The sequence below is a fragment of the Streptomyces alfalfae genome (genome assembly GCF_004127445.1).
GTDB lineage: Bacteria > Actinomycetota > Actinomycetes > Streptomycetales > Streptomycetaceae > Streptomyces > Streptomyces alfalfae.
The window spans coordinates 532,020-558,274 of record NZ_QEXM01000025.1 but is presented as its reverse complement, the minus strand read 5'-3'; the positions used below and the strand labels follow the sequence as shown (position 1 = coordinate 558,274).

Below are 26,255 nucleotides of genomic sequence, written 5' to 3'. Positions count from 1 at the left end.
TGCTTTCCACGCTCTGACGAGCAGTACTTGCAGCCTCCGACCCGGAAACCAGGCCGAGTAGTCAACGTTCCACCCATGAGCAACCAGCATCAGACGTTCGCTGATGAACTGGCCCCTGGACTGCCGAAGCAGCCTAGAAGTGCTCCTTAGAAAGGAGGTGATCCAGCCGCACCTTCCGGTACGGCTACCTTGTTACGACTTCGTCCCAATCGCCAGTCCCACCTTCGACAGCTCCCTCCCACAAGGGGTTGGGCCACCGGCTTCGGGTGTTACCGACTTTCGTGACGTGACGGGCGGTGTGTACAAGGCCCGGGAACGTATTCACCGCAGCAATGCTGATCTGCGATTACTAGCGACTCCGACTTCATGGGGTCGAGTTGCAGACCCCAATCCGAACTGAGACCGGCTTTTTGAGATTCGCTCCACCTCGCGGTATCGCAGCTCATTGTACCGGCCATTGTAGCACGTGTGCAGCCCAAGACATAAGGGGCATGATGACTTGACGTCGTCCCCACCTTCCTCCGAGTTGACCCCGGCGGTCTCCCGTGAGTCCCCAACACCCCCGAAGGGGCTTGCTGGCAACACGGGACAAGGGTTGCGCTCGTTGCGGGACTTAACCCAACATCTCACGACACGAGCTGACGACAGCCATGCACCACCTGTACACCGACCACAAGGGGGGCACCATCTCTGATGCTTTCCGGTGTATGTCAAGCCTTGGTAAGGTTCTTCGCGTTGCGTCGAATTAAGCCACATGCTCCGCCGCTTGTGCGGGCCCCCGTCAATTCCTTTGAGTTTTAGCCTTGCGGCCGTACTCCCCAGGCGGGGAACTTAATGCGTTAGCTGCGGCACGGACGACGTGGAATGTCGCCCACACCTAGTTCCCACCGTTTACGGCGTGGACTACCAGGGTATCTAATCCTGTTCGCTCCCCACGCTTTCGCTCCTCAGCGTCAGTATCGGCCCAGAGATCCGCCTTCGCCACCGGTGTTCCTCCTGATATCTGCGCATTTCACCGCTACACCAGGAATTCCGATCTCCCCTACCGAACTCTAGCCTGCCCGTATCGACTGCAGACCCGGGGTTAAGCCCCGGGCTTTCACAACCGACGTGACAAGCCGCCTACGAGCTCTTTACGCCCAATAATTCCGGACAACGCTTGCGCCCTACGTATTACCGCGGCTGCTGGCACGTAGTTAGCCGGCGCTTCTTCTGCAGGTACCGTCACTTTCGCTTCTTCCCTGCTGAAAGAGGTTTACAACCCGAAGGCCGTCATCCCTCACGCGGCGTCGCTGCATCAGGCTTTCGCCCATTGTGCAATATTCCCCACTGCTGCCTCCCGTAGGAGTCTGGGCCGTGTCTCAGTCCCAGTGTGGCCGGTCGCCCTCTCAGGCCGGCTACCCGTCGTCGCCTTGGTGAGCTTCTACCTCACCAACTAGCTGATAGGCCGCGGGCTCATCCTTCACCGCCGGAGCTTTCAACCCTCTCCCATGCGAGAGAGAGTGTTATCCGGTATTAGACCCCGTTTCCAGGGCTTGTCCCAGAGTGAAGGGCAGATTGCCCACGTGTTACTCACCCGTTCGCCACTAATCCACCCCGAAGGGCTTCATCGTTCGACTTGCATGTGTTAAGCACGCCGCCAGCGTTCGTCCTGAGCCAGGATCAAACTCTCCGTGAATGTTTTCCCGTTACCGGGATGAACACCACGAGAGCGGAACCAGGGAGAGGAATAATCCCCCCGGTTCACAGCGTCCTCGCTGTGCTGCCTGCACGGTCATGCCGTACAGGACTTTTTCAAAGGAACCTCAACTCACCGAAGTGAGTCGGGGTATCAACATATCTGGCGTTGACTTTTGGCACGCTGTTGAGTTCTCAAGGAACGGACGCTTCCTTTGTACTCACCCTTGCGGGCTTTCCTCCGGGCGCTTCCCTTCGGTGTTTCTTTTGTTCTTGCGTTTCCGACTCTATCAGACTCTTTCGTGTCCGATTTCCTCGGTGCCTTTCCGGTTCCCGCTCGGCCTTTCGGCTCTCGCGCTTCCCTTTCCGGCGTTCCGACTCTATCAGATCCTTTCGGGCCTGATTCCCAGTCAGCGGGGGTTGTCCTCGCGGCTGTTGGGCCGTTCCGACGTCTCAAACTCTAGCGGGTTTTCCCGGCGACTCATAATCGAGCCGTGGAATTGAATTCGGGCATGCCGAATGCGTTCCGTTGGGAGGTCGTGCAGAGTTTGTTTTGCCGCTACCCGCGGCGGGGAGTTGCTGTCGCAGAACCGTTACGGCCCCGTGGCAACCCGAAGAACTCTACGGATCGAGCGGGTTGCTGTCAACCCACCCCCTTGCCCGGCAGGCGGGGCGTCAAACGGCCGGTCAGTCCAGGTCGTTGAGGCGTCCGCCGGCGTCCGGCTGGGCGTCCTCCACACGGCGCAGGAGCCGGGTCAGCACCTCGCCCAGGGCTCCGCGCTCCTCCTGGGAGAGGTCCTGGAGGAGGTCCTCCTCGAAGACCGTGGCGAGGCGCATCGCCTCCAGCCACTTCTCGCGGCCCTCCGCGGTGAGCTCCACGATCACGCGGACGCGGTTGCTCTCGTCGCGGTCCCTGGTGACCAGCCCCTCCGCCACCATGCGGTCGATGCGGTGCGTCATGGCGGCCGGCGTGAGCCCGAGCCGCTTGGCCAGCTCGCCCGGACCCATTTGGTACGGGGCGCCGGACAGGACGAGGGCCTTGAGGACCTCCCACTCGGCGTTGCTTATTCCGAGGGTCGCGGTCTGGCGGCCGTAGGCGACGTTCATACGGCGGTTCAGGCGGCCGAGGGCCGAGACGATCTCCTCGACCTGGGGGTCTAGGTCCTGGAACTCCCGTTGGTACGCGGCGATCTGTTCTTCAAGTGTCGGCTCACTTGGGCCGGGGGTGTCACCCATGGGCCGAGTATGGCACGGGCCCACTTGGCGTTGAAGTGCTTCGGTGTGTACAGTTTAGCTCTGAACTTTAGCTTCGAAGTCTTCATCTCTAAGGCTTCACCACACTCCCAAGGCAGGTGAAAGTGACCAGGGCGATGGGCGCAGCGATGCGTCGAATCCAGGCAGGCAGCGCGCTGAGCGCGTTCGGCATCGGTTTCACGGTCCCGTTCCTCTACGTCTACGTGGCGCAGGTGCGGGAACTGGGAGCCAGTACGGCGGGCATCGTGCTCGCCGCGTTCGCCATGGCCGCTCTGATCGTCCTGCCCGTCACCGGCCGCGTCATCGACCGTCGCGGCCCCCTACCGGTGCTCGTGGGCGCGGCGGTCGTGGCGTCCGTGGGCGCGGTCGCGCTGGGCCTGGCGAACAGCGAGCCGACGGCGATCCTCGCCGCGGCCCTGCTCGGCGCGGGCACGGCGGTCATGCAGCCGGCGCTGGCGACGATGATCGTCTGGTCGTCGACGCCCGCCACACGTACGCGTTCCTTCGCGATGCAGTTCTTCCTGCAGAACCTCGGTCTCGGCATCGGTGGTCTGATCGGCGGCCAGATCGTCGACGAGAGCCGCCCCGACAGCTTCCTGCTGCTGTTCTCCATCGAGTCCGTGATGTTCCTGGTGCTCGCGGCGATCGCGCTGACCGTGCGTCTCCCGCACGCGCCGAACCTCCAGGAGGCCATGCCCAAGGACGCGTCCGCGCCGCGGGGCGGCATGCGCGCGCTCCTGGGGCACAAGGCCATGGTGCAGCTCTGCGTGCTCGGCTTCGTGATCTTCTTCGCCTGTTACGGGCAGTTCGAGTCGGGCCTCTCGGCGTACGGCGTGGAGGCCGCCGGCATCTCGGCCTCGACGCTGGGCATCGCGCTGGCCGCCAACACGGCGATGATCGTCATCGCGCAGTTCGCCGTCCTGAAGTTCGTCGAGCGGCGCAAGCGGTCCCGGGTGATCGCCGCCGTGGGCCTGATCTGGGCCTTCGCCTGGCTCCTCGCGGGGTACGCGGGCGTCGGCCACGGCAGCCAGGCGATGGCCACGGCCGCGTTCATCTCCACGTACGCGCTGTTCGGGCTCGGTGAGGCGATGCTGTCGCCGACCGTCGCGCCGCTGGTCGCCGATCTGGCGCCGGCCGGCATGGTCGGGCAGTACAACTCGGCGTTCGCGCTGGTGAAGCAGCTGGCCCTCGCGGTCGGCCCGGCCGTGGGCGGCCCGATGGGCGCCGCGCTGCACGTCCCGTACATCGTGACGTTCGTGCTGTTCTCGCTGGGCATCACGGTGCTCGCGGTGCGTCTGGGGCGGCGGCTCACGCCGGTGCAGAACCAGCCCTCGCTGGCCAAGAGCCCGGTGGTGGCGCAGGGCGGTCCGGCCACCGAGCCCGCCGCTGCGGCCAACGCCTAGAGCGCGCTACTCGGGCAGTGCGAACTCGCACCAGACGGCCTTGCCGCCGCCCGGGGTGCGGCGCGAGCCCCAGTTCGACGCGATCGTGGCGACGATGGCGATGCCGCGTCCCGCCTCGTCGGCGGGCTCGGCGTGGCGGCGGCGCGGCATGTGCTCGTCGCCGTCGGTCACCTCGATGATCAGCCTGCGGTCGGTGCGGCGCAGCCGCAGGCGCATCGGCGGCGTGCCGTGCTGGAGGGAGTTGGCGACCAGTTCGCTGGCCGCGAGGACCCCGAGGTCGTGCAGGTCGGGGGCGAAGCGCCAGCTCGCGAGGACCCCGGTGGCGAAGGCACGCGCGCGTGGCGCCGCCTCGATCCCGCCGAGGAGCTCCAGGGTGGCGTTGCGGAAGAGTTCCGCGTCGGAGCCGGTGCGCGCGGGGTGCTGGAGGACCAGGACGGCCACGTCGTCGTCGTGGTCGGCGGTCACCCCGAGGGCGCGGATCAGGCGGTCGCACACCACCTGGGGCGTGCCGGTGGCGCCGGCCAGGGCGCGCTCCAGGGACGCCACTCCCTCGTCGATGTCCTCGCTGCGCCGCTCCACCAGGCCGTCGGTGTAGAGGACAGCGGTCGAACCGGGCCCGAGCGGCACGGACCCCGACGTGTGCTGCCAGCCGCCGGTGCCGAGCGGCGGGCCCGTGGGCTCCTCGGCGCGGTGGATCACGCCGCTCTCGTCGCGTACGAGGATGGGGAGGTGCCCCGCGGAGGCGTAGGAGAGGCTGCCTTCGTTCGGGTCGTGCACCGCGTAGACACAGGTGGCGATCTGCATGGCGTCGATCTCGGAGGCGAGGCCGTCCAGGAGCTGCAGGACCTCGTGCGGGGGCAGGTCGAGGCGGGCGTAGGCGCGGACGGCGGTGCGGAGCTGGCCCATGACGGCCGCCGCGCGCACCCCGCGGCCCATGACGTCGCCGATGACCAGGGCGGTGCGTCCGCCGCCGAGGGTGATCACGTCGTACCAGTCGCCGCCGACCGCGGCCTCGGTGCCGCCCGGCTGGTACGTGGCGGCGATGCGCAGGTCGTCGGGCTGCTCCAGCTCCTGGGGCAGGAGTGACTTCTGCAGGGTGACGGCCGTCTCGCGCTGGGCGCGCTCACTGGCGCGCAGGCGCTCGGCGGCCTCGGCGTGGTCGGTGACGTCGGCGGCGAAGACCAGGACGCCGCCGCCCTGCCCGGCGTGCGCGGCGGGGCCGCCGAAGGGCGGCGTCGCCGGGGTGCACGTGAACGTGTACGAACGGCCGCTCGCCGCCTTGCGGGACTTGACGGTCCGCGGCTTCGCGCTGCGCAGGACCTGGTCGAGCAGGGGGAAGAGGCCCAGCTCGGCCAGTTCCGGCAGTGCCTCGCGCGCGGGCTCGCCGAGGGGGCGGGGCCCGAAGGCGGTCACATAGGAGTCGTTGACGTAGGCGACGCGGTGGTCCGCGCCGTACACGAGGGCGACGAGGGCCGGGACGCGGTCGAGCACCTCGCGGACCGGCAGGGCGTCGACGCCGTCGACCGGGGTGGTGGTGCGGGCTTTGTCGGAGAGCCGCTCGGCGCGGGCGGCGGGGACGGAGCCGTCCCCGCGCGGTGCCGCGGGGACCGTCTGCTCGGTCCGCGCCGCCGCGCGGCGCTGCGTTCCGGGGAGCCGGGCGCTCCAGCGCGTGAAGTTCACTGCGTTAGGCCTCGTGGTGTCGCTTCTGGATCGGCTTCGGGATCGAAAACACAGCGTGTCGAGGGCGGGTGTCCCAGGGCCGGCCTCGCGGCCGGGCCATGGTCACACGCACAGTCTGACCCGCCGGTCCGGCATTCGCCGGACCCGGCCGGTACCCGTCAGACGCCGGGCCCGGGTCGGGAGTTCCTGACTCCGGTCAGGAGGACTCCTTCGGGGGCTTGTGACCGGCCGCCAGTTCGAACTCCGCACGGGGATGTTCGAGCGATCCCAGGGAGACGATCTCTCGCTTGAACAGTCCGGACAGGGTCCATTCGGCGAGCACCCGGGACTTGCGGTTGACGGTCGGCACTCTGCTCAGGTGGTAGACGCGGTGCATGAACCAGGCAGGGTAGCCCTTCAGCTTGCGTCCGTAGACGTGCGCGACACCTTTGTGCAGTCCCAGGGAGGCCACCGAGCCGACGTACGCGTGCGTGTACCGCTGGAGCGGCCGCTCGCGCAGGGACGCCACGATGTTGTCGCCGAGGACCTTGGCCTGGCGTACGGCGTGCTGGGCGTTGGGGGCGCACTCCTTGCCGGTCTCGTCGGCGGTGACGTCGGGGACGGCGGCCGCGTCTCCCGCGCCCCACGCGTGCGTGGTCCCCTCGACGGTCAGCTCCGGGGTGCACTTCAGCCGGCCGCGTTCGTTCAATGGCAGGTCGGAGGCGGCGAGCACGGGATGCGGTTTGACGCCCGCGGTCCACACGACGGTGCGGGTGGGGAAGCGCGAGCCGTCACTCAGGACGGCGACCCGGTCCTCGCACGATTCGAGCCGTGTCTCCAGGCGTACGTCGATATTGCGTCGCCGCAGCTCGCCGACGGTGTACTTGCCCATCTCCTCGCCGACCTCGGGCAGGATGCGCCCCATGGCCTCGACGAGGATCCACTTCATGTCATGGGGCTTGATGTTGTGGTAGTGCCGCGAGGCGTAGCGCGCCATGTCCTCCAGCTCGCCGAGCGCTTCGACGCCCGCGTAGCCGCCGCCCACGAACACGAAGGTCAGGGCCGCGTCGCGGATGGCGGGGTCGCGGGTGGAGGAGGCGATGTCCATCTGTTCGATGACGTGGTTGCGCAGCCCGATGGCCTCTTCGACGGTCTTGAAGCCGATGGCGTACTCGGCGAGCCCGGGGATCGGCAGGGTGCGCGCGATGGAGCCGGGCGCCATGACCAGTTCGTCGTACGGGATGTCGACGGGGCCCGTGCCCTCCTCCTCGGTGGCGAGCGTCGTGAAGGTCGCGGTGCGCTTGGCGTGGTTCACGGACTCGACCTCGCCGATGACGATGCGGCACTTGTCGAGGACGCGGCGCAGCGGGACGACGACGTGTCTCGGTGAGATGGAGCCGGCCGCCGCCTCGGGCAGGAACGGCTGATAGGTCATGTACGGATCGGGCGTGATCACCACGATCTCGGCCGCACCCCGCCTGAGCTCCGCCTTCAGTTTCTGCTGGAGGCGGAGTGCGGTGTACATGCCGACGTAGCCCCCGCCGACGACGAGGACGCGCACACGGTCCGGGGTGCCGGGGGTCGTCCCCCGGGAGATCGCAGCCTTCACCATCCCATGACGCACCCGGGCCCGGAGTTTGTCCACAGGCCCGGCGAATTGTGTGACCGGAGGCGGCGCGCGGCAGGTGTGCGGGAGTCGGCCGGGACGGACGGAAGACACGCAGGTCATCCCGGGTGGAGAGGGGAGGGGCCCAGGGTGCGATAAGGCCTGAAACGGTGCGTACTCCGATCGGGGGGCGCACCGTGCGGAACCCACCCCTTCTGAATTGACTCCGGCTCAACTATGTTCGTGGGACGTCGGGGTGTCGGGGGATGCGCTCGTCGGGCCGAGTTTCGGGCCCGCGGCAGGGTTCACTCCTCACACGCCGGTTGTCAATGGCGGGGAGTGTCTCCGGGGGGAGACGTCATTACCGGGGGAACGTGTATGCACATTCAGGAGACTCACTGGACTTCCGCTGCCGCGTCGGCCTCAGCCGTCGGCCCGGGCGGAAGCGGACGCGACATGGGGGAAGGAGCGCGCACGACACCGCTGCGTGTCGACGCACAGCGCAATCTCGAACACGTGCTTCGTGCGGCACGCGAGGTCTTCGGCGAGCTGGGTTACGGCGCGCCGATGGAGGACGTGGCGCGCCGCGCGCGGGTCGGTGTCGGCACCGTCTACCGGCGCTTTCCGAGCAAGGACGTCCTGGTCCGGCGCATAGCCGAGGAGGAGACCTCCCGGCTGACGGACCAGGCGCGTGCGGCGCTCGGGCAGGAGGACGAACCGTGGTCGGCGCTCTCGCGCTTCCTTCGGACGTCCGTGGCCTCGGGGGCGGGGCGGCTGCTGCCGCCCCAGGTGCTGCGGGTGGGCGTCGAGGACGCCGCCCCCGAGGACGGGGCACGGGTGCCGCAGCAGCGGCAGTCGTCCCCGGGCTCCCCCGAACTGCGCCTCGTGGAACAGCGCCAGGCGCCCGCTGAGGAGTCCGCCTCCCTGGGCGCGGGCGACGACGCCGGGGCGGCGACGCTCCTCGACGTCGTCGGCCGTCTCGTCGAGCGGGCCCGTGAGGCGGGTGAGCTGCGTCCGGACGTCACGGTCTCGGACGTCCTGCTGGTGATAGCCACCGCGGCGCCCTCGCTGCCGGACGCCGCCCAGCAGGCCGCCGCCTCGTCGCGACTGCTCGACATCCTGCTCGAAGGGCTCAGGTCGCGCCCCGTGTGACGGCCGGCCGCGACGCGCTCGGTTCGGTGGAGGGCTCAACCGCTCGGTGGACACCAAGTGTTGAGCCTTCCCCGAACGAGTGACGAGTAGTGCTCCATTGCGGGAACTCACCCCGGACGGGTGGTTGCCTGTCGACGCCACCGACATGGGCACGGCCGTATGCCACTGTTTCCCGATGGTCGGGACAGAGCGTGCGGACGGGGGCGTTCCGCGATGAGTGCTGACGGTCGGGACGAGCCGTCCGACGGCTCCGCCGGGGAGGCGGTCCCGGCGAGCGGCGACACGGATACCGGCGGCCCGCCGCCGGAGCAGACGCCGTCCCTGAGCGGGCCCGGCAGCACGGCTGCCTCCGCCGGACCTCCCGCGCCCCCGGCAAAAGCACCGCCCGGTCCCAGCGTGCCCACGCAGCGCGCGGGCGGCGCGGGCACCCGCTTGTCCGCCGCCGGGGAAGCCTCCCGGGCCGACGCCGACCTCATCACGCGGATGCGGGCGGGCGACGACTCCGCGTACGAGACGCTGTACCGCAGGCACGCCGAGGCGGTCCGGCGCTACGCCCGCACCTGCTGCCGTGACGCGCACACCGCGGACGACCTCACCGCGGAGGTCTTCGCCCGCATGCTCCAGGCCGTACGCGGCGGCAGCGGGCCCGAGCACGCCGTGCGCGCCTATCTCCTGACCACCGTCAGACGCGTCGCCGCCGGATGGACGAAGTCGGCCAGACGGGAACAGCTCGTCGAGGACTTCGCGGTCTTCGCGGCGCAGGCCGCGCGGGGCCAGGAGATCTCCGACGACGACACCCTGGACCTGGGCGCCGACGTCCTCGCGATGCACGAGGCCGAGCAGTCCATGGCGATGCAGGCCTTCCTGAGCCTGCCCGAGCGCTGGCAGGCCGTGCTCTGGCACACGGAGGTCGAGGACGAGTCGCCGAGCGACGTCGCGACACTCTTCGGCCTCGACGCGAACGGCACACGGGTGCTCGCCAGCCGCGCCCGCGAGGGACTGAAACGGGCCTACCTCCAGGCGCACGTCAGCGCCACGCTCACCAGGAGCGAGGAGTGCGCCCGCCACGCCGACCGGCTCGGCGCCTTCGCCCGCGGCGGCCTGCGCGCCCGCGCCGAGCGGGGCCTGCGCAAGCACCTGGAGGAGTGCGCCGAGTGCCGCGTGGCCGCGGGGCAGATCAAGGACATCGCCGGCGGCATCCCCGCGGTCGTGCCGATCGCGGTCATCGGCTGGTTCGGCGCCGCCGGGTACGCGAAGGTGGTCGCGCTCGTCGGCGGCGGCGCCGCGGCGAGCGCCGGGGCCGGCGCGGCGAGCGCCGCCGTGGGCGGTTCCTCCGGCGGCTCCGCCGCGGGCGGGGCCGCAGCGGCCGAGGGGCTCGGCGCCCCGGCGAAGGCCGGCATCGCGGTCGGCGTGGTGGTGGCGGCAGCGGTCGCGGCGGCGATCGCCCTCACCGGCGGGGGCGGCAAGCCGAAGGACGACCCGCCGCGCAGGGCCGACGGGCCCGCGGCCTCCGAGTCGATCGTGCCGCAGAAGCCGCCGTCCTCCGCGCCGAAGCCGGAGCCCGCCCCGCCGTCGGCGCCGCCGAAACCGTCCCGCACGCCCGCGCCGCCCGCTCCGGCGCCCGAACCGGAGCCGCCGGCAGAGGAGACATCCGGGCCGAAGCCGCCCCCGCCGTCCCCCGAGCCCGAGCCCATACCCCCGAAACCGAGGCCGACGCCCACGCCGTCCCCTCCTTCGGCCCCGGTGGTCTACCAGTGGAGCTCGCTGCGGTACGACGTCGCCGGCGACGGCACCGGGCCCGAGATGCGCCTCGCCGACAGCAGCTGGGTGTGGCAGCGCCAGGGCCTCTCGGTCGCCGACACGCGGTACGCGCACGGCGTCACCGTGCACGGCGAGTCCTCCGTGACGATCGACCTGAACCGCAGCTGCTCGACGTACGACGCGCTGGTCGGCGTCGACGACATGACACTGGGGATCGGCCGACTCCGCTTCTCCGTGTACGGGGACGGGGTGCGCCTGTGGCGGTCGCCGCTGATCAGCGGCGGTGACCCGGCGACGCCCGCACATGTGGACATCACCGGGCGCGAGGCGATCCGGCTGGTCGTCGAACCCCACACGTCCTTCGACACGGTCGCCCTCGCCGACTGGGCCCAGTCACGCCTGAGCTGCCGTGGCTGAGCTGTCGCGGCGGAGTCGGTCGTGGCTGAGCTGTCGCGGCGGTGTCGGTCGCGGCGGAGCCGGTCGTGGCTGGGGGGCGCGGCGAAGCCGTGCCTGGGCTCGGGTGGCGTTCAGCCCCCGGGCCGGTGTGCCGCGGCTCGCAGCTCCTCGTACACGTCGTCCGTCGTCAGGACGCTGCCCGCGGCGGTCGCCGCCTCGTACCGCCCGGCGTCCAGTGCGGCCGAGGCGGCGGACACGACGCTCTCGGCCGCCGTCGAGTCGGGGCGCGGTCGCGGGCGTCCGCCCCGCAGCCGGGTGCCGACCGCGAGCAGGCGCACCGCGCGCACATGGTCGCCCAGTTCACCCACGAGTGCGGCGCCCCAGTCCACCAGCGAGGCGACGATCATCTCGGAGCACTGCCCCTCCACGGCCTCGCGCAGCGCTTCCGCCAGCTCCGCGAGGCCGGCTGCGGGACCCGCGTCGGCGGCGAGGAGCCGTGCCTCCACACCGCGCAGAGCCGCCCTGAACTGCACCGGCGGCGTCCCGTACCGCAGCTCGTCCCGCACCTTGGCGCACATCTCGCGCGCCCTGGCCACCTCACCGTCGTCGGCGGCCATCAGCGAGCGCAGCAGCCACACGAAGGCCCGTGCCTCCGTCACGCCGTGCCGCTCGGCCTCGGTGCTCGCCTCGTCGAGCGTCTTGAGGGCCCCGTCCCTGTCGCCCTCGCGGTAGGAGATCTCGGCGAGCCGGGCCAGGAGGAAGGACGTCTCCGCGTACGCCCCGACCTCGTGGGCCAGGCGCAGCGCGTCCTCGTAAGCCGCGCGGGCCACCGCGTGGTCGCTGCGGGCCATCGAGGCCTCGCCCACGGCGCTGCTGACCTGGGCGTGCATCCACCGGTCGCCCACCCGGCCGCTCAGCGTCGCCAGCTCGGCCAGGTCCTCGTCGACGCCCGAGAAGTTGCCGCTCATGTCGATGGCCATGTGCACGCGGAACATCAGGATGACGCAGAGCTCCCAGTCCCCTCCGTACCGACGGCAGTTCTCGACCGTCACGTCGACGGCGGGGCGGGTGTCCTCCAGCGTGCCGCCGGTGAAATGGTCCGTGAACGCCCAGATCAGACCCGGGAACGTGGCCGCCTGGGGGCCCGACCGCCGGAAGGCGTCCCGCACCCCCTCGACGTACGCGGTCCGGGTGTCGTCCTGCTGGCCCGCGTCCGCGGGCCGGGACTCGGCCAGCAGGAAGAGGTGGAGGAGCCGGAGCTTCATCCACGGCCAGTAGAGCGGATCGTCCTCGTCCGGCAGCGCCGCCGCGCCCGCCGACAGCGGGATCGGCGCCAGGGACAGGACGCGCTCCATCCACTGAAGGCCCTCCCTGCGGAAGTTGCGCAGCCACCAGAACCAGCCCGTGTTCAGGGCGAGCGTGATGGCCGCCGGCAGGTCGCGGGTCTGGATCGAGTGGTGGATGGCCGCGCGGATGTTGTCGAGCTCGGTCTCCAGGCGGCCGATCCAGGGCAGCTGCTCGGCGGAGCGGAGCAGGGGCTCGGCCCGCTCGACCAGCGCGCGGAAGTACGCGCTGTGGCGCCGCCCCGCGTCCGCGAGCAGGTCGGGGGTCTCGGCGGCGCGCTCGCTCGCGTACTCGTGGATGGTCTCCAGGAGGCGGTACCGCATGCCGCCGCCCTGCCCGTCCGCGACGGTCACGATCAGGGACTTGTCGACGAGGGCGCCGATGAGATCGGTGGCCTCTCCCGTGCAGACCGCCTCGGCGGCGGGCAGGTCCCAGCTCCCGGCGAAGACGGACACCTCGCGCAGAACGGTCCGCTCTGCGTCGTCGAGCAGTTCCCAGGACCAGTCGACGACCGCCCGCAGCGTCTGCTGGCGGGGCAGGACCGTGCGGGCGCCGCTGGTCAGGAGCCGGAAGCGGTCGTCGAGGCGGTCGGCGATCTGCCGGGGGGTGAGCAGCCGCAGGCGGGCGGCGGCCAGCTCGATCGCCAGGGGGAGGCCGTCGAGGCGCCGGCAGATCTCCGCGACGGCCCCGGCCGACTCCTCCGCGTCGAACCCGGGCCGCACCGACGTGGCCCGCTCGGCGAAGAGGCGGTGCGCGGGGTCGGGCGGAAGCGGCTCGACCGGGCGCACGGACTCCCCCGGCACCCCCAGCGGCTCCCGGCTGGTGGCCAGGACGGTGAGGTCGGGGCAGTGCGTGAGGAGGGTCTCGGCCAGCTCGGCGGCCGCGTCGATCACATGTTCACAATTGTCAAGGACCAGGAGCAGGGCGCGGGACGCGCAGTACTCGACGAGCAGGGCGAGGGGGTCGTCCTGCGGGGCGGTCAGCTCGCTGGTCATCAGCACGGTCTCGCGCAGACCGAGCGCGCTGACGACAGCGCCCGGCACCGCCTCCGGCCGGTCGAGCGGGGCCAACTCGACCAGCCAGGCCTGCGGATGCCCGGCGGCGGCTTCCTCGGCGAGGCGGGTCTTGCCGGAGCCGCCGGGACCGGTGAGGGTGACGAGGCGTGCTCTGTGTATGTCCGAACGGATGGCCCCGAGCTCGGGTTCCCGCCCGACGAAAGAGGTCAAACGGTTACGGATGTTCCCCTTCCGCTCGGGTCGAGCGAGACGGTCGGACCTCGCGGCGTCGGACCTCGCGAGGTCGGCGGGGCGCCGTGAGGAGGGCTCGGCGGACGCGGCGGCTCCGGCGGGCGCTGTGGCTTCGCCGGCCGTTGCGGCTTCGGCGGGCCCGGCCGGTCGAGTGGGCCCGGCCGCTTCCCCGCTCCCGGCGGCTTCGGCCGATCCCGCCGAGCCCGCCGATCCCGCGGGGCCGGTGGGCTGTCCGGCCCCGTCGGCCCCAGCCCCCTCACGAAGCAGCCGCTCATGCAGGGACCGCAGCTCGGGGCCGGGATCAGTCCCGAGGCCCTCGGCCAGGGCGCGGCGGGTGTCGGCGTAGGCGGCGAGGGCGTCGGCGCCGCGCCCGGCGGCCCGCAGGGCGCGGATCAGAAGGGCGTGCAGCGGCTCGTCGTACGGGCGGTCGGCGGTGAGCTGCCGTAGCTCCGGCACGACGTCGGAGGCCCTGCCGAGCAGCAGGTCCGCCTCGATGCGCGCGCGGACGGCCTCGCCGCGCAGGGCGTCGGGGCGCGCCGCCCCGCCGCGGTCGGGCAGGTCGGCGAGGGCGGGGCCGCGCCAGAGGGCGAGCGCGTCGCGCAGGGTGCGGGCGGCCGACTCCGGGTCGGCGCGGTCCAGTGCGGCCCTGCCCTCGCGCGCGAGCCGTTCGAAGCGGTGCAGGTCGACCTCGTCGGGGGCGACCGCGAGGCGGTAGCCACCCGGGCCCGAGGCGATGGCGTCCCTGCCGATGGCGCGGCGCAGGCGGCCGACGAGGGCCTGGAGCGCGGCGGGGGCGTCGGCCGGCGGATCGTCCGCCCAGACCTCGTCGATGAGGGAGCCGACGGGGACCGCGCGGCCCGCGTGCAGCGCGAGGACGGCGAGCAGGGCGCGCAGCCGCCGGCCCCCCACGCTCAGGGGGACGCCTTGCTCGTCGTACGCCTCGGTGGCGCCCAGGATTCCGTACCGCACCGGGTCATTCTCCCCGCACGGCCGCCACGGGGCGCGGGAGTTTCCCGGCGCGGCGGCGGGCGAGCGGGGCGCCGGCCGCCCCGCGGCCCCAAAAGCCCCCGGGCGGCTCCGCCCCACGCCCGACGGCCACCACCCGACCACCCGGCGGCTCCGCCCCTCGCCCGGCAGCCGCTGCCCCGGGGCCGCCGCCCCACGCCCCACTACCGTCCGGCCCCCAGCGCCCCTCTCCGCGGAACCACGCTCCCCGTCGGAACGGCCCGCTGGCGTGCCGGAGTTCCCGTCCAGCACGTCCCTCTCCGCGACAGGAGCCTCCGCAGCCAGAGTTCGGTGGAGACCAGCTCGGCCAGGCCGTCCAGCGGGAGCGGCTGCCCCTCGGCGGCCTCGCGCAGGGCCTTGCGGACGACGCGGGCCTCGACCAGGCCCGCCTGGGCGAGCAGCGGGGTGTCGAAGAGGGCGATCAGGTCGTCCACGGCGGCGCGCAGACCGGTGCGGGCGGCTTGCGCGCTCGGGGCGTGGGACGGGGCTCCCCAGCCCGGCGGCAGGTCGGCGACGCCCGCGCCCTCCAGGACCGTGCGCAGGATCGCGGCCCGCGCCCCCGGCTGGACCCGCAACGCCTCGGGGAGCGCCCGGCACGCGCGTACGACCTGATTGTCCAGGAACGGCGCGTGCAGCCGCTGGAAGCGGACCTCGGCGGCCTGTTCGAGGATGCGGAACTCCGCGGCGTGCCGGGCGAGGGCGGCCCGCGCGCGGAAGTCGCCGGGGCGCTGGCCCGGGCCGCCCGCGCGCAGGGTCGTGTCGTTCAGACGAACCGATACTTCAGCGAGGGCCTCGCCGGTCAGCCAGCGCGCGGCGGGGCCGGGTCTGGCCCAGGTGAGGGCGGCGAGCGAGGCGCCCACGGCCCCGCCGGGCTCGTCGAAGCGCCGGTGCAGGAGCCGGTCGGCGAGGGAGTCGATGCCCGCGCGGTGCGGTGTGCGGGCCAGCTTGCGGGCAGCGCCGTACACGCGCGCGGGGACGAGGACCGAGCCGTCGGCCTTGGTCAGGGCGGCCACCGGGCGGACCAGGTGGCGGCGCTTGCGGTCCATCAGGAGGTCGGCGAGGCGGGCCGGGTGGGCGTCGAGCACCTGCCGCGCTCCGTAGCCCGTGAAGTGGTCGGCGCTGCCCGACGAGAGCCGCGCGCGGTGCCGCTGGGCCGTCACCAGGGTGGCGCTCGGTTCGTCCGTCAGGGGCCCGTTCAGGTCGGCGTAGGGCAGCGTGTCCTCGCCCGCGGCGACGACGACGTGGTGCAGGCGCGGGTTGGCCGCGATGGCCCCGGCCCGTTCGAGCTCGGCCTCGCGGCCGGTGACGGCGAGGTCGTTGAAGGTGACGGCGAGGAGCCGTTCCCCGGCCCCGGTGCCGTGTCCGAGGACGGTTCCGGGCATGCCGGGCAGGCCGGCGGCCAGGAGGGCGAGGGTGCCCGACGCGGGGCCTCCGGAGAGGTCGGCCCCGATGCCGGGCACCGGCATGCCGCGCGCGGCGCGCCGCTCGGCGGGGCCCATGCCGGGCACCGGGCCCGGGTCGATGTCCGTTCCCGGCACGTGGCGCGGGGCGGTGAGGCGGGCGCGCACCGCTTCCACCAGGGCGTCACGCACTCCGTCGACGGCGCTGTCCGCGTCGGCCGCGGGGGCGGCCACGGCGAGCGAGGCCACCGGGTCGTACCCGGCGATCTCCCGTGCGCCGGCGCGCAGGATGAGCGCATGCCCCGGGGGCACGCGCCGCACGCCCTGGTAGGGCGTCGAGTCGTGCAGCGCCTCGGGGACGTCGGGGGCGGCGAGCAGCGCCGCGAGGTGGCCGATGTCCAGGTGGGCCTCGATGAGGTCGGCCAGGGGGAGCGCGGCGGTGGCGTAGGCCGTGCCGCCGGCCCAGGGGGCGTGGAAGACGGGGCGCGCGCCCGCGAGATCTCCGGCGACCATGAGGCGGCGGCCGACCTGGACGACCGCCGTGTAGCTGCCGGACCAGGCGGTCAGGTGGCGCAGGGCGCCCCCGCGCGCGGAGAGGAGGCCGGCCCGCAGTTCGTCGTCGGAGGCCCCGCAGGTGCCGAGCACCGCGATGCGGGTCTGCTCGTCGGCCGTCACCGTCCGTACTTCGTCGGCCCGCCAGTCGCCCACCGCCCAGAGCGGGTCGGGGTCGCCCCACAGGAGCTGGGAGCCGACGGGGCGCACAGCCTCACCGTCGTCGCCGGTGGCTCCGGCCGATCCCACGACCGAGGGCCTCGCGGCGGTACTGCTCCACCCCACCAACCACCGCATCGCTGCCTCCACAGGCTGTGGACGGGGCTGCCGGCGGCGTGCCGTGGGGCACGGCCGGCCAATGCACCGAAGAACTGGAGTCCCATGCTGCCACGAAGGGGGCGCGCGAGAGGGCCCGCGGGGCCGCTAGTGCGGCGGTGAACGCACCCCAGGAGGGCGGTGGTTGCAGCGCTGGGCTTCGATCCTCTTATCCCAGGGGTCCGGCACATCGGGCGCTCGGCTGCCGCACGGACGGAATGCCCGATCCGTCCTGGGGGTGCTTTTCGGCCAAATCGGCCAGGGTTGGGCGCAGCGGGGAACCACCCGCGGACAACACACAGCCCGGGAGGCGGTGTTCACCTCCCGGACCGGTCCGCCGCCCGCGGGGATGGAGGCGGCGGTGTCCCCCAGCCCGCTGACTCCAGCGCAGCGGGCCGACCCACGCATCGCCAATCGAAGCGTCCCCGCCATGGCCGGAGAAGAGCGCACACGCAGGCGCACGGCCACACACCGGGGGCACGCCCCAACGGCCGCGCGCCCTCGCACGTACAACAATCCCGCCATCCGGAACTGGGCCTCTTAACGCTTGGGAGGCGGCGAACTACGCTGTGTGTGCTGATGTTTTCGCGGAGGCATATACCTGGAGGATCGGCCAAACGCTCATGCGGCCGATGATCCGGCCACGACCCCCGGAGCTCGGGCCACCAGGCCCGATGTCCGACGCACGGCGGTCGCGGCCACGGGTGCCGTGCCCCCGCCGGAACGCAGCACGAATGCCGTGCGGTCCAGCCACCGCCCGGCAGCCGTCTGTGTCGAGGGGTGGCCATGTCCAGGGAGCAACGCGGGCCGAACGAAAAGCTCGGCACCGTTCTCGCCCTCGCGGGAATCAGCAACGCGGGTCTCGCCCGCAGGGTGAACGACTTAGGGGCTCAACGCGGGTTGACGCTCCGTTACGACAAGACGTCGGTGGCCCGCTGGGTGTCCAAGGGCATGGTGCCCCAGGGCGCCGCCCCCCACCTCATCGCGGCGGCCATCGGCCAGAAGCTCGGCCGTCCCGTGCCGCTGCACGAGATCGGCCTCGCGGACGCCGACCCCGCGCCCGAGGTGGGCCTCGCCTTCCCGCGTGACGTGGGAGCGGCGGTCAAGTCCGCCACCGAGCTGTACCGCCTGGACCTGGCGGGGCGGCGCGCGGGCGCCGGCGGCATCTGGCAGTCCCTGGCCGGCTCCTTCGCCGTGAGCGCGTACGCGACGCCCGCGTCCCGCTGGCTCATAACCCCGGCCGACAGCTCTGTCGCGCGCGACGCCACGGAGGACGTGCCGCGCGACGCGGCACAGGCCGACGACAGCGGCGCGCCGATGAAGGTCGGCCACAGCGATGTCCTGAAACTGCGGGAGGCGGCGGAGGACGCGCGCCGCTGGGACTCCAAGTACGGCGGCGGCGACTGGCGCTCCTCCATGGTGCCGGAGTGCCTGCGCGTCGAGGCCGCGCCCCTCCTCCTCGGGTCGTACTCCGACGAGGTCGGGCGAGCCCTCTTCGGAGCCTCCGCCGAGCTGACCCGCCTCGCCGGGTGGATGGCCTTCGACACGGGCCAGCAGGAGGCCGCCCAGCGCTACTACATCCAGGCGCTGCGGCTCGCCCGCGCCGCCGCCGACGTCCCCCTCGGGGGGTACGTGCTGGCCTCCATGTCCCTCCAGGCGACCTACCGCGGCTTCGGCGACGAGGGCGTCGACCTCGCGCAGGCCGCCCTGGAGCGCAACCGCGGGCTCGCCACGGCCCGCACCATGAGCTTCTTCCGCCTCGTCGAGGCGCGGGCACACGCGCGTGCCAACGACGCGCAGGCCGCGGGGGCGGCGCTGCGGGCCGCCGAGGGCTGGCTCGAACGGGCCCGCGACGGTGACAACGACCCGTCCTGGCTCGGCTTCTACTCCTACGACCGCTTCGCCGCGGACGCCGCCGAGTGCTACCGCGACCTGAAGGCGCCCCGGCAGGTCCGCCGCTTCACCGAGCAGGCGCTGTCCCGCCCCACGGAGGAGTTCGTGCGCTCCCACGGCCTGCGCCTCGTCGTCTCGGCGGTCGCCGAACTGGAGTCCGGCAACCTCGACGCGGCGTGCGAGCAGGGCACGCGCGCGTTGGAGGTGGCCGGACGCATCTCCTCCGCGCGGACCACGGAGTACGTGAAGGACCTCCTGCACCGCCTCGAGCCGTACGGCGACGAGCCCCGCGTCGTCGAGCTCCGCGAACGGGCCCGCCCCCTGCTGGTGGCCCCGGCGTAGCCTGGCGGGGCGCTTTGAGCGGGGGTGCGGGGTGGTCCTCGGAGTGTGGTCGGCCGGCCGGTGGGTCGGTGCTGTTCGCGTTGCCTCGGGCGTGGGGGTGGCCGCCGCCTCACGCCTGGGGGGCCGCGTGCCCTCCCCGCCGCTTCACGGCGAACCCTCCCACCCACCCGTTCACCCGGCAGCGTCGACGGCCCCGCACCGCACACCGCTCCACCGCGGGGAGACCCGAGCGAGGCCGAGCTGTGATGGAGGATTACGGCCCCGCAGGTTTGGGGGCGATGTCAGTGGCGCAGGGCAGTATCTGTGGTGGGAGGTGAGACGCGGTGAAGAAGCTCGCGTACGACTGCGACGTGCTGGTGATCGGCGGCGGGATCGTCGGCCTGGCGACGGCGTACGCCCTCACGCGCTCGTCCCCCGGCGTCGGCGTCACGGTCCTGGAGAAGGAAGAGGGCCCGGCCCGCCACCAGACGGGCCGCAACAGCGGCGTCATCCACAGCGGCATCTACTACCGCCCCGGCTCGCTCAAGGCGAGGTACGCCGTCCGCGGCGCCACCGAGATGATCAAGTTCTGCGCGGAGTACGGCATCCCGCACGACGTCACCGGCAAGCTGATCGTCGCCACGGAGCGCGCCGAGCTGCCCCGCCTGCACGCCCTGGTCCAGCGCGGCAGGGAGAACGGCATTCCGGTGCGCGAGCTGGGCCCCGCCCAGATCACGGAGTACGAGCCGGAGGTCCGCGGACTCGCCGCCATCCACGTCGGCACGACCGGCGTCTGTGACTACGGCGCGGTGGCGGAGCACCTGGCGAAGACCTCGGGCGCCGAGATCCGCTATGGAGCGGCCGGGGACGTCGTGCGCGTCGACCGCCGCCCCGACCTCGGCGTCGCCGTGCGCACGGCGGACGGAGCCGTGGTGCGCGGCAAGGTCCTGGTGAACTGCGCGGGGCTGCACTGCGACGAGATCGCGCGGCTCACGGGCGACGACCCGGACATGCGGATCGTGCCCTTCCGCGGGGAGTACTTCGAACTGGCCCGCCCCGAGCTGGTGCGCGGCCTCGTCTATCCCGTGCCCGACCCGGCCTTCCCCTTCCTCGGCGTCCACCTCACCCGGGGCATCGACGGCGGCGTCCACGTCGGTCCCAACGCGGTGCCCGCGCTGGCCCGCGAGGGCTATGACTGGTCGGTCGTCCGTCCCCGTGAGCTCGCCGGCACCCTCGGCTGGCCGGGTTCCTGGCACATAGCCCGCCGCCACTGGCGGTACGGAGCGGGTGAGCTGCGCCGCTCCGCCTCCAAGGCGGCCTTCACCGAAGCGGTCCGCAGGCTGCTGCCCGCCGTCAGGCCCGAGGACCTGGCGCCCGCCCCGGCCGGGGTCCGCGCCCAGGCGGTCCTGCGGGACGGCACGCTGGTCGACGACTTCCTGATACGGGAGGCCGCCCGCACGGTCCACGTCCTGAACGCTCCCTCCCCCGCCGCCACGGCTTCCCTCCCCATCGGCCGCGAGGTCGCCCACCGGGCGCTGGCCGCGCTGCGGGACGGGGACGCCTGAGCGGCACGGGCGCCGAGGCCCCGACCGCTGGAGCTTCCGGCCGACGTGTCACCGCCGGGCGGCGCGGCCTTCGGGCACCGGGCGCGGGTGGCGTTGCGCTGCCGGTGTGGAGTGCGGGTGGGCCGCACGGCTGCCGGGGTGGTGGGGCCTCGTCGCGCTGACCGCACTGCCGGGTCCGGCATCCCCGTAAAATTGACGCACTGTGTCTGAGTCACCCCACACCCCCGAAGCCACCGGCCTCCGCGAAGCCTCCCGGGCCGCCGAGCCGGCCGAAGCCGCCCGCGCCTTTGAGGCCGCCGGCGCCCGAGCAGCCGCCGAGCCGGACCGGGCCGCCGAGGCTGCCCGGTCGAGCGAAGCCGCCGAGTCCGGCCGGGCCGCGGGCGGTCCGCGGGCGTCCAGGCCGCAAGCGGCCCCCCGCTTCCCCGGCGGGCCGTCGCCCGACCCCGCGGGGTCGCACCACGAGCGGCGGATCCGTAGCTTCCAGCCGCGTCGCAGCCGGGTGACCACCAGCCAGGGCGACGCCCTGCGGCGGCTCTGGCCCGTCTGGGGCCTGGACATCGACGGGCTGCGCACGCTCGACCTCGGCGAGCTGTTCGGGGACGGGCAGAAGCGGTCCGACAAGCCCGTCGTCCTGGAGATCGGCTTCGGCATGGGCGAAGCCACCGCGCGGATGGCCGCCGCCGACCCGGACACCGGCATCCTCGCCGTGGACGTGCACACCCCCGGCCAGGGCAACCTCCTCGGGCTCGCCGAGCGCAACGGCCTGACCAACGTCCGCGTGGCCAACGGCGACGCGATCATCCTGCTCCGCGAGATGCTGCCGCCCTCCTCCCTCGACGGGCTCCGCGTCTACTTCCCCGACCCCTGGCCCAAGCCCCGCCACCACAAGCGGCGCCTGATCCAGCCGGATTTCCTCACGCTGGCCGCGCCCTCGCTCAAGCCGGGCGCGATCCTGCACTGCGCGACCGACTGGGAGCCGTACGCGGAGCAGATGCTGGAGGTGCTCACCGCGCACCCCGACTTCGAGAACACACAGCCCGACGGCGGCTACGCCCCCCGCCCCGACTTCCGCCCCCACACCCGCTTCGAGGGCCAGGGACTGCGGAAGGGCCACGTCGTGCACGACCTGCTGTTCCGCCGGGTCACCCGCCCCGGAGCCACCGACGCCCACTCCGGAGCCACCGCCCCGGAGGCCTGACCCCGCCTTCCGCACGCGCCGGAACCCGATGCACCGTCGCGGCCACCCGTTGTCCCTCGTTAGGGTCAACGAGTGGCCACCACCTCTGCGTATCCGATACCCCCCGAGGCGCCCGCCCCGGGGGAGCTCCGCCGCGTCCGCTGGTGGCAGCGGCGGGCGATACGCGCCGCCGGGCTCGTCATCCTGCTCGCCCTCTCGGGGCTGGTGATCCTGGCCCTGGTCAGGGAGCAGACCGGCACGGAGGGCTTCCTCGTGGGGCTCGGCCTGGCGACCGTGCCCGTGCCGCTGCTCGTCGCCGCGTTCCGCTGGCTGGACCGGGTGGCCCCCGCCCCCTGGCGGAACCTGCTGTTCTCCTTCGCCTGGGGTGCCTGCGCCGCCGCGCTCATCGCGATCGTCGCCAACAGCTTCGCGATCCGCTGGATAGCCACCGCCACCGCCGACCCCACCAGCGCGGACACCCTCGGCGCGACCGTCATCGCACCGGTCGTCGAGGAGTCGGCGAAGGCCGCGGCGGTCCTGCTCGTCTTCCTGTTCCGCAGACGCGACTTCACCGGCGTCGTCGACGGCGTGGTGACAGCCGGGGTGACCGCGACCGGCTTCGCGTTCACCGAGAACATCCTCTACCTCGGCAACGCCTTCGTCACCGACCAGCTCAGCCAGGACAGCGGCCTGGCGTCCGTGACGGCGGCGACCTTCTTCGTCCGCGTGGTGATGTCACCCTTCGCGCACCCCCTGTTCACGGTCCTGACCGGCATCGGCTTCGGCATCGCGGCGTACTCCGCGCCGCGCCTGCGCGTGCGCCGCGTCCTGCTCCCGCTCACCGGGCTGCTGCTCGCGATGGGCGTGCACGCGCTGTGGAACGGCTCGGCGGTCTTCGGCCAGTACGGCTTCTTCACCGTGTACGCGCTCTTCATGCTGCCCTGCTTCGGCCTGCTGACCTGGCTGGCCATCTGGACCCGGCAGCGCGAACTGCGCATGATCAGCGCGGAACTGCCCGTCTACGCGGCGGCGGGCTGGCTCACCCCGCCCGAGCCGTACGCGCTCGGCTCGATGCGCGCCCGCGCGCTGGCCCGCGACTACGCCTCGTACACCTGGGGCAAGGCCGCGGCCCGCACGGTCGCGGAGTACGAGACGCACGCGACGTCCCTGGCGTTCCTGCGCCACCGGGGCCGCAAGGGCCGGGCGGGCGCCGACTTCGTCGCCCGCGAGCGGGAACTGCTCCACCGGCTCTGGGAGCGCCGCGAACCCGCCCGCCCCGCGCTCGCCTACGCGGCGCGCGCGACGGCGCCGGTCCCGCCGGCCCTCCCGTACACGATGTACGGACGCCCGCCGTACGGCTACCAGGCCCCGACGCCTTACGGCCCCGGCCCCGGTCCTGGCCCCGGCCACGCCCAGCCCACGTACGCGGCCGTCCCGTACGGACAGCAGCCCCAGGCATATCCGGTGACACAGCCGTACCCGGCGGCACAGGCGTACAACCCGTACCGCACCTGACCCGGCAGCCCTCAGCCGGCGGCGACGGACCGGCGGCCCTGACGTCGGGGGGTTGGCGCCAGGACCGCCGGAGTTCCGTGCACCCGGGGTGTCACCCGGGCGTCGGCGCGGCCTCTCAGGGGTTGAGGCCCTTGCCCTGCAGCCAGGCGAGCGGGTCGATGTTGGCGCCGCCCGCGGTGTGGACCTCCATGTGGAGGTGCGGTCCGGTCACGTTGCCCGTGGCGCCGACGCGGCCGATGACGTCGCCCGTGCTGACCTTCTGCCCGGCGCTGACGCTCATCGAGGACTGGTGGCAGTACCAGACCTCGGTGCCGTCTTCGAGCTCCAGGACCGTGCGGTAGCCGTAGGCCCCGGCCCAGCCGGCCTCCTTGACGGTGCCGGTGTGCACGGCCTTGAGCGGGGTCCCCGTCGGCGCGGCGAAGTCGAGGCCGGTGTGGTGCCCGGAGGACCACATGGAACCGGCGTCACCGAAGTGCGAGGTCAGGGTGTACGAGGAGGTGGGGATCGCGAAGCTCTTGGCGAGCTTGGCCCGGCGCTCGGCCTCGGCCTTGGCCTTGCGGGCCTCCTCCTCCTTCTTCTTCTTCGCTGCGGCCTTGGCGTCGGCCTCGCGCTCGGCTTCCCTCTGCTGGGCGGCGGCTTCCTCGGCGGCCTTCTTGGCGGCGGCCTCCTCGGCCGCGGTCCGCACCGCGTCGTCGGCCTGGCTCTGCTGGTTCTCGGCCTGCTGCATGATGCGGCTGCGCAGCGCCTCACCCGCGTCGGTGGTGCCCTGCCGGGCGTCGGCGGAGCTGACGCCGGCGGCCGTGAGCGGGGCCGCGGCGGTGACGGCGTCCGTCCCGGCGCCGGAGCCGGCGGAGTCGTCGGAGATCAGCGAGCCGACGCCGGGGAGGGACTCGGCCTCCGGCAGCGAGTCGGCGACGGCGCCCAGGTCGGGCATCGATATGGAGACCGGCGGCTTGCCGTCCTGCGCGGTGGCGATGCCGCCCGCGCCGACGGCGGCGATGACGCCGACGCCCAGGACGGTGGAGCTGCGGGCGAGGCCGCCGCCGCCCTTCTTGTGCACACGGTGCCTGCCGCGGACGGGACGGACGGACTCCTCGGTGGGATTCCACTCCTCCCAGGTCTGCTCGTCGTACCCGCCGAAATCAGGGTCGTTCGGAATGTACGCGGCTTCTGGGGCAGGCCGGTTGGACGCCACTGGGGCGCACTCCTTTCCTTCCTTCTCGCCTACCGGGTTAGCTGACGGGTTCGGAGCAGGAAGGTCTCCTACGAACACCTGGCACGGATGCACAGATGCCCGATTCACCCCAAGTTGGTGGTTCCCCGGCTCCCTTGCGGGATTAGGCGTGTGCGCACGGAGCCGCCTCTAGTGACGGCTGGGACGACCGCGCTGCGTTATCGAACGTTAATAGACAGCGGGCCCGTATTCCAAGCTGTTCCTGGTGATTCTTAAGGCTCCCGGGGTATGGACCGGCCGCACGTATGGGGACACGGGGGCAGCATACGGGGCGAGTTGACCGGCAGGCGGCGCACACGGGGGCCCCGCCTCCACTTGACAGTACGTCAGTCGTTATGCGGAGGGGCGCAGTTCCGTCACTCGGCGTGACGGTCGCGCCCGGTCTCCGGGTAGATCTCCGCGGCGGTCCCCGGACCCGTGTCGGGGTCTCCCGCCGCGGGCCGTCGCACCGCGAGCATGGCCAGGTCGTCCGTCGCACCGCCCCCGGTGTGCCACCGCACCTCCTGCGTGAGCGTGGCGAGCAGCGCCTGCGGCCCCCTGCGGCCCGGGAAGATCCGCCCGCCGAGCCGGGTGGCGGGGTCGTAGAACTCCCCGGCCTCGTTCCGCGCCTCCGAGAGGCCATCCGTGTAGAGGAGCAGCATCGCGCCCGGCGGGAACTCCGTCTCGTCCGCCCGGTCCGGCCAGGCCCCCAGGGAGCCCATGCCGAGCGGCAGCGCCGGCTCGGTCGGGGACAGCACGCACAACCGCCCGTCCCCGCGCAGCAGCAGCGGCTCCGGGTGGCCCCGGTTGATCAGGCGCACGCGGCCGTCGCCGTGCCCGATCTCCGCGAGGACCGCCGTGGTGAACCCTTCGAAGGCGTCGAGCCCGTCCCGCCGGGTCCCCTCCCGGGCGAGCGCCCGCTCCAGGCGCTGCGCCACCGCCTCCAGGGTGGTCTCCTGCTCGGCGGCCTCGCGGAACGCCCCGATGACGACGGCGACGGCCGCGACGGCGCCCATGCCCTTGCCGCGCACGTCTCCCACGATAAGCCGCACGCCGTGCGGGGTGTCCTGCACGGCGTAGAGGTCGCCGCCGATGAACGCGTCCGCCTGCGCCGCCTCGTACCGCGCCGCGATGTCGAGCCCGCCGATGCGGGCGTCCGGCTCCGGCAGGACCGCGCGCTGGGCGGCCTCGGCGATGGAGCGGGCGGTCGCGAGCCGGTCGTTGCCGCGGCGCACGACGCGGTTGATGACGACGGCGAAGACGGCGACGGTCACCACGGTGAGCAGCTCGGTCACGGATTCGACGTGGCCGGTCGAGGAGTGGCGGTAGTGCAGCAGGAGGACGGCGGCGGAGGCGGCGGCGCCGGTCAGGACGGTGTTGAGCAGCGAGTAGAAGGGGGCGGCGATCAGGGGGGCCGCGGTGTAGAGGGGGGCCGCGGTGAACTCCGAGGGGGTCGAGACGTCGTACACGATGCCGACGATGAGCAGCAGGAAGGGCAGGGTGCGGACGAAGGCCCACTCGCGGAGGGTGGCCCTGCTGCCGTTCAGCCGCGGGCCGGGCCGACGGCCCCCACGGCCGGGCCCGTCGGCCCCTCCTCGCTGCCCCACCGCTCGTCTCCCGCCGAATCCGCGCCCATCACCGCGCTGCACCTGCCCAGGCTTCCCGCAGCTCGGTGCGGATGCGACCCGTGTGGGCCGAACGGGTCACGTGATCGCCCCATGCGAGGGCGGGTCGACGGCCGGCCGGACGCGGGCCGGGCGAGCGGGCGGGCCCCGGAAAACACTCAGGGCCGGGAAGCTG

The 26,255-nt window shown here is 72.8% G+C and carries 14 protein-coding genes, 1 rRNA gene and 1 riboswitch; of the genes, 7 read left to right on the top strand and 8 right to left on the bottom strand.

Translation table 11 applies throughout. The annotated features are described in order from the left end of the window. Positions 1-150 precede the first annotated feature (150 nt). Together DCW30_RS12075 and DCW30_RS12070 are read right to left on the bottom strand one after the other, a co-directional pair. A 16S ribosomal RNA gene (locus DCW30_RS12075) occupies positions 151-1,678 on the bottom strand. A 686-nt stretch (positions 1,679-2,364) separates the two neighbouring features. Next, positions 2,365-2,913, bottom strand: coding sequence for a MarR family winged helix-turn-helix transcriptional regulator (locus tag DCW30_RS12070; RefSeq protein WP_062782505.1), 549 nt, complete (start codon positions 2,911-2,913; stop codon positions 2,365-2,367). A gap of 134 nt (positions 2,914-3,047) precedes the next feature. Here DCW30_RS12070 and DCW30_RS12065 point away from each other — a divergent pair, with 134 nt between their 5' ends. Continuing rightward, on the top strand, positions 3,048-4,334 hold the full coding sequence (locus DCW30_RS12065; protein ID WP_205576605.1) for an MFS transporter: 1,287 nt from the start codon (positions 3,048-3,050) through the stop codon (positions 4,332-4,334). A 6-nt stretch (positions 4,335-4,340) separates the two neighbouring features. Here DCW30_RS12065 and DCW30_RS12060 read toward each other — a convergent pair whose 3' ends face one another. Beyond that, complete coding sequence (locus DCW30_RS12060) at positions 4,341-6,014, bottom strand: ATP-binding SpoIIE family protein phosphatase (RefSeq protein WP_076685455.1); 1,674 nt, start codon at positions 6,012-6,014, stop codon at positions 4,341-4,343. Between the two features lie 196 nt (positions 6,015-6,210). Further along, positions 6,211-7,605: an NAD(P)/FAD-dependent oxidoreductase gene (locus DCW30_RS12055; protein ID WP_076685454.1), complete on the bottom strand. Its 1,395-nt coding sequence runs from the start codon at positions 7,603-7,605 to the stop codon at positions 6,211-6,213. A 372-nt stretch (positions 7,606-7,977) separates the two neighbouring features. Between DCW30_RS12055 and DCW30_RS12050 the strand changes: the two genes are divergently transcribed. Both DCW30_RS12050 and DCW30_RS12045 read left to right on the top strand, forming a co-directional pair. Beyond that, on the top strand, positions 7,978-8,751 hold the full coding sequence (locus DCW30_RS12050; RefSeq protein ID WP_076685453.1) for a TetR/AcrR family transcriptional regulator: 774 nt from the start codon (positions 7,978-7,980) through the stop codon (positions 8,749-8,751). Positions 8,752-8,964: 213 nt separating this feature from the next. Continuing rightward, the gene (locus DCW30_RS12045; protein ID WP_076685452.1) at positions 8,965-10,929 is read left to right on the top strand and encodes a sigma-70 family RNA polymerase sigma factor; all 1,965 of its coding nucleotides are present in this window, start codon (positions 8,965-8,967) and stop codon (positions 10,927-10,929) included. 110 nt (positions 10,930-11,039) lie between these two features. Here the strand turns inward: DCW30_RS12045 and DCW30_RS12040 are convergent, their stop codons facing one another. Together DCW30_RS12040 and DCW30_RS12035 are read right to left on the bottom strand one after the other, a co-directional pair. After that, positions 11,040-14,468, bottom strand: coding sequence for an AfsR/SARP family transcriptional regulator (locus tag DCW30_RS12040; protein ID WP_076685451.1), 3,429 nt, complete (start codon positions 14,466-14,468; stop codon positions 11,040-11,042). Between the two features lie 200 nt (positions 14,469-14,668). Beyond that, positions 14,669-16,753: an asparagine synthase-related protein gene (locus DCW30_RS12035; protein WP_076685450.1), complete on the bottom strand. Its 2,085-nt coding sequence runs from the start codon at positions 16,751-16,753 to the stop codon at positions 14,669-14,671. Positions 16,754-17,557: 804 nt separating this feature from the next. Here DCW30_RS12035 and DCW30_RS12030 point away from each other — a divergent pair. From DCW30_RS12030 to DCW30_RS12015, 4 genes are all read left to right on the top strand, one after another. Continuing rightward, entirely contained in the window at positions 17,558-19,006 is a 1,449-nt protein-coding gene (locus DCW30_RS12030; RefSeq protein WP_076685449.1) for an NsdA family TPR-like regulatory protein, read from the top strand. A 323-nt stretch (positions 19,007-19,329) separates the two neighbouring features. After that, positions 19,330-20,550 carry an L-2-hydroxyglutarate oxidase gene (gene lhgO, locus DCW30_RS12025; protein WP_062782537.1) on the top strand — a complete coding sequence of 407 codons (1,221 nt, stop codon included), beginning with the start codon at positions 19,330-19,332 and terminating at the stop codon, positions 20,548-20,550. 202 nt (positions 20,551-20,752) lie between these two features. Further along, on the top strand, positions 20,753-21,748 hold the full coding sequence (trmB, locus tag DCW30_RS12020) for a tRNA (guanosine(46)-N7)-methyltransferase TrmB (RefSeq protein WP_076685448.1): 996 nt from the start codon (positions 20,753-20,755) through the stop codon (positions 21,746-21,748). A gap of 72 nt (positions 21,749-21,820) precedes the next feature. After that, positions 21,821-23,242 carry a PrsW family intramembrane metalloprotease gene (locus tag DCW30_RS12015; protein WP_076685447.1) on the top strand — a complete coding sequence of 474 codons (1,422 nt, stop codon included), beginning with the start codon at positions 21,821-21,823 and terminating at the stop codon, positions 23,240-23,242. 115 nt (positions 23,243-23,357) lie between these two features. Here the strand turns inward: DCW30_RS12015 and DCW30_RS12010 are convergent, their stop codons facing one another. Next, positions 23,358-24,437, bottom strand: coding sequence for a M23 family metallopeptidase (locus DCW30_RS12010; protein WP_076685446.1), 1,080 nt, complete (start codon positions 24,435-24,437; stop codon positions 23,358-23,360). Between the two features lie 11 nt (positions 24,438-24,448). After that, positions 24,449-24,596: riboswitch (cyclic di-AMP (ydaO/yuaA leader) on the bottom strand. 236 nt (positions 24,597-24,832) lie between these two features. Next, a complete protein-coding gene (locus tag DCW30_RS12005) occupies positions 24,833-26,062 on the bottom strand; it encodes a PP2C family protein-serine/threonine phosphatase (RefSeq protein ID WP_079250065.1) in 1,230 nt (409 codons plus the stop codon). Positions 26,063-26,255: the final 193 nt, after the last annotated feature.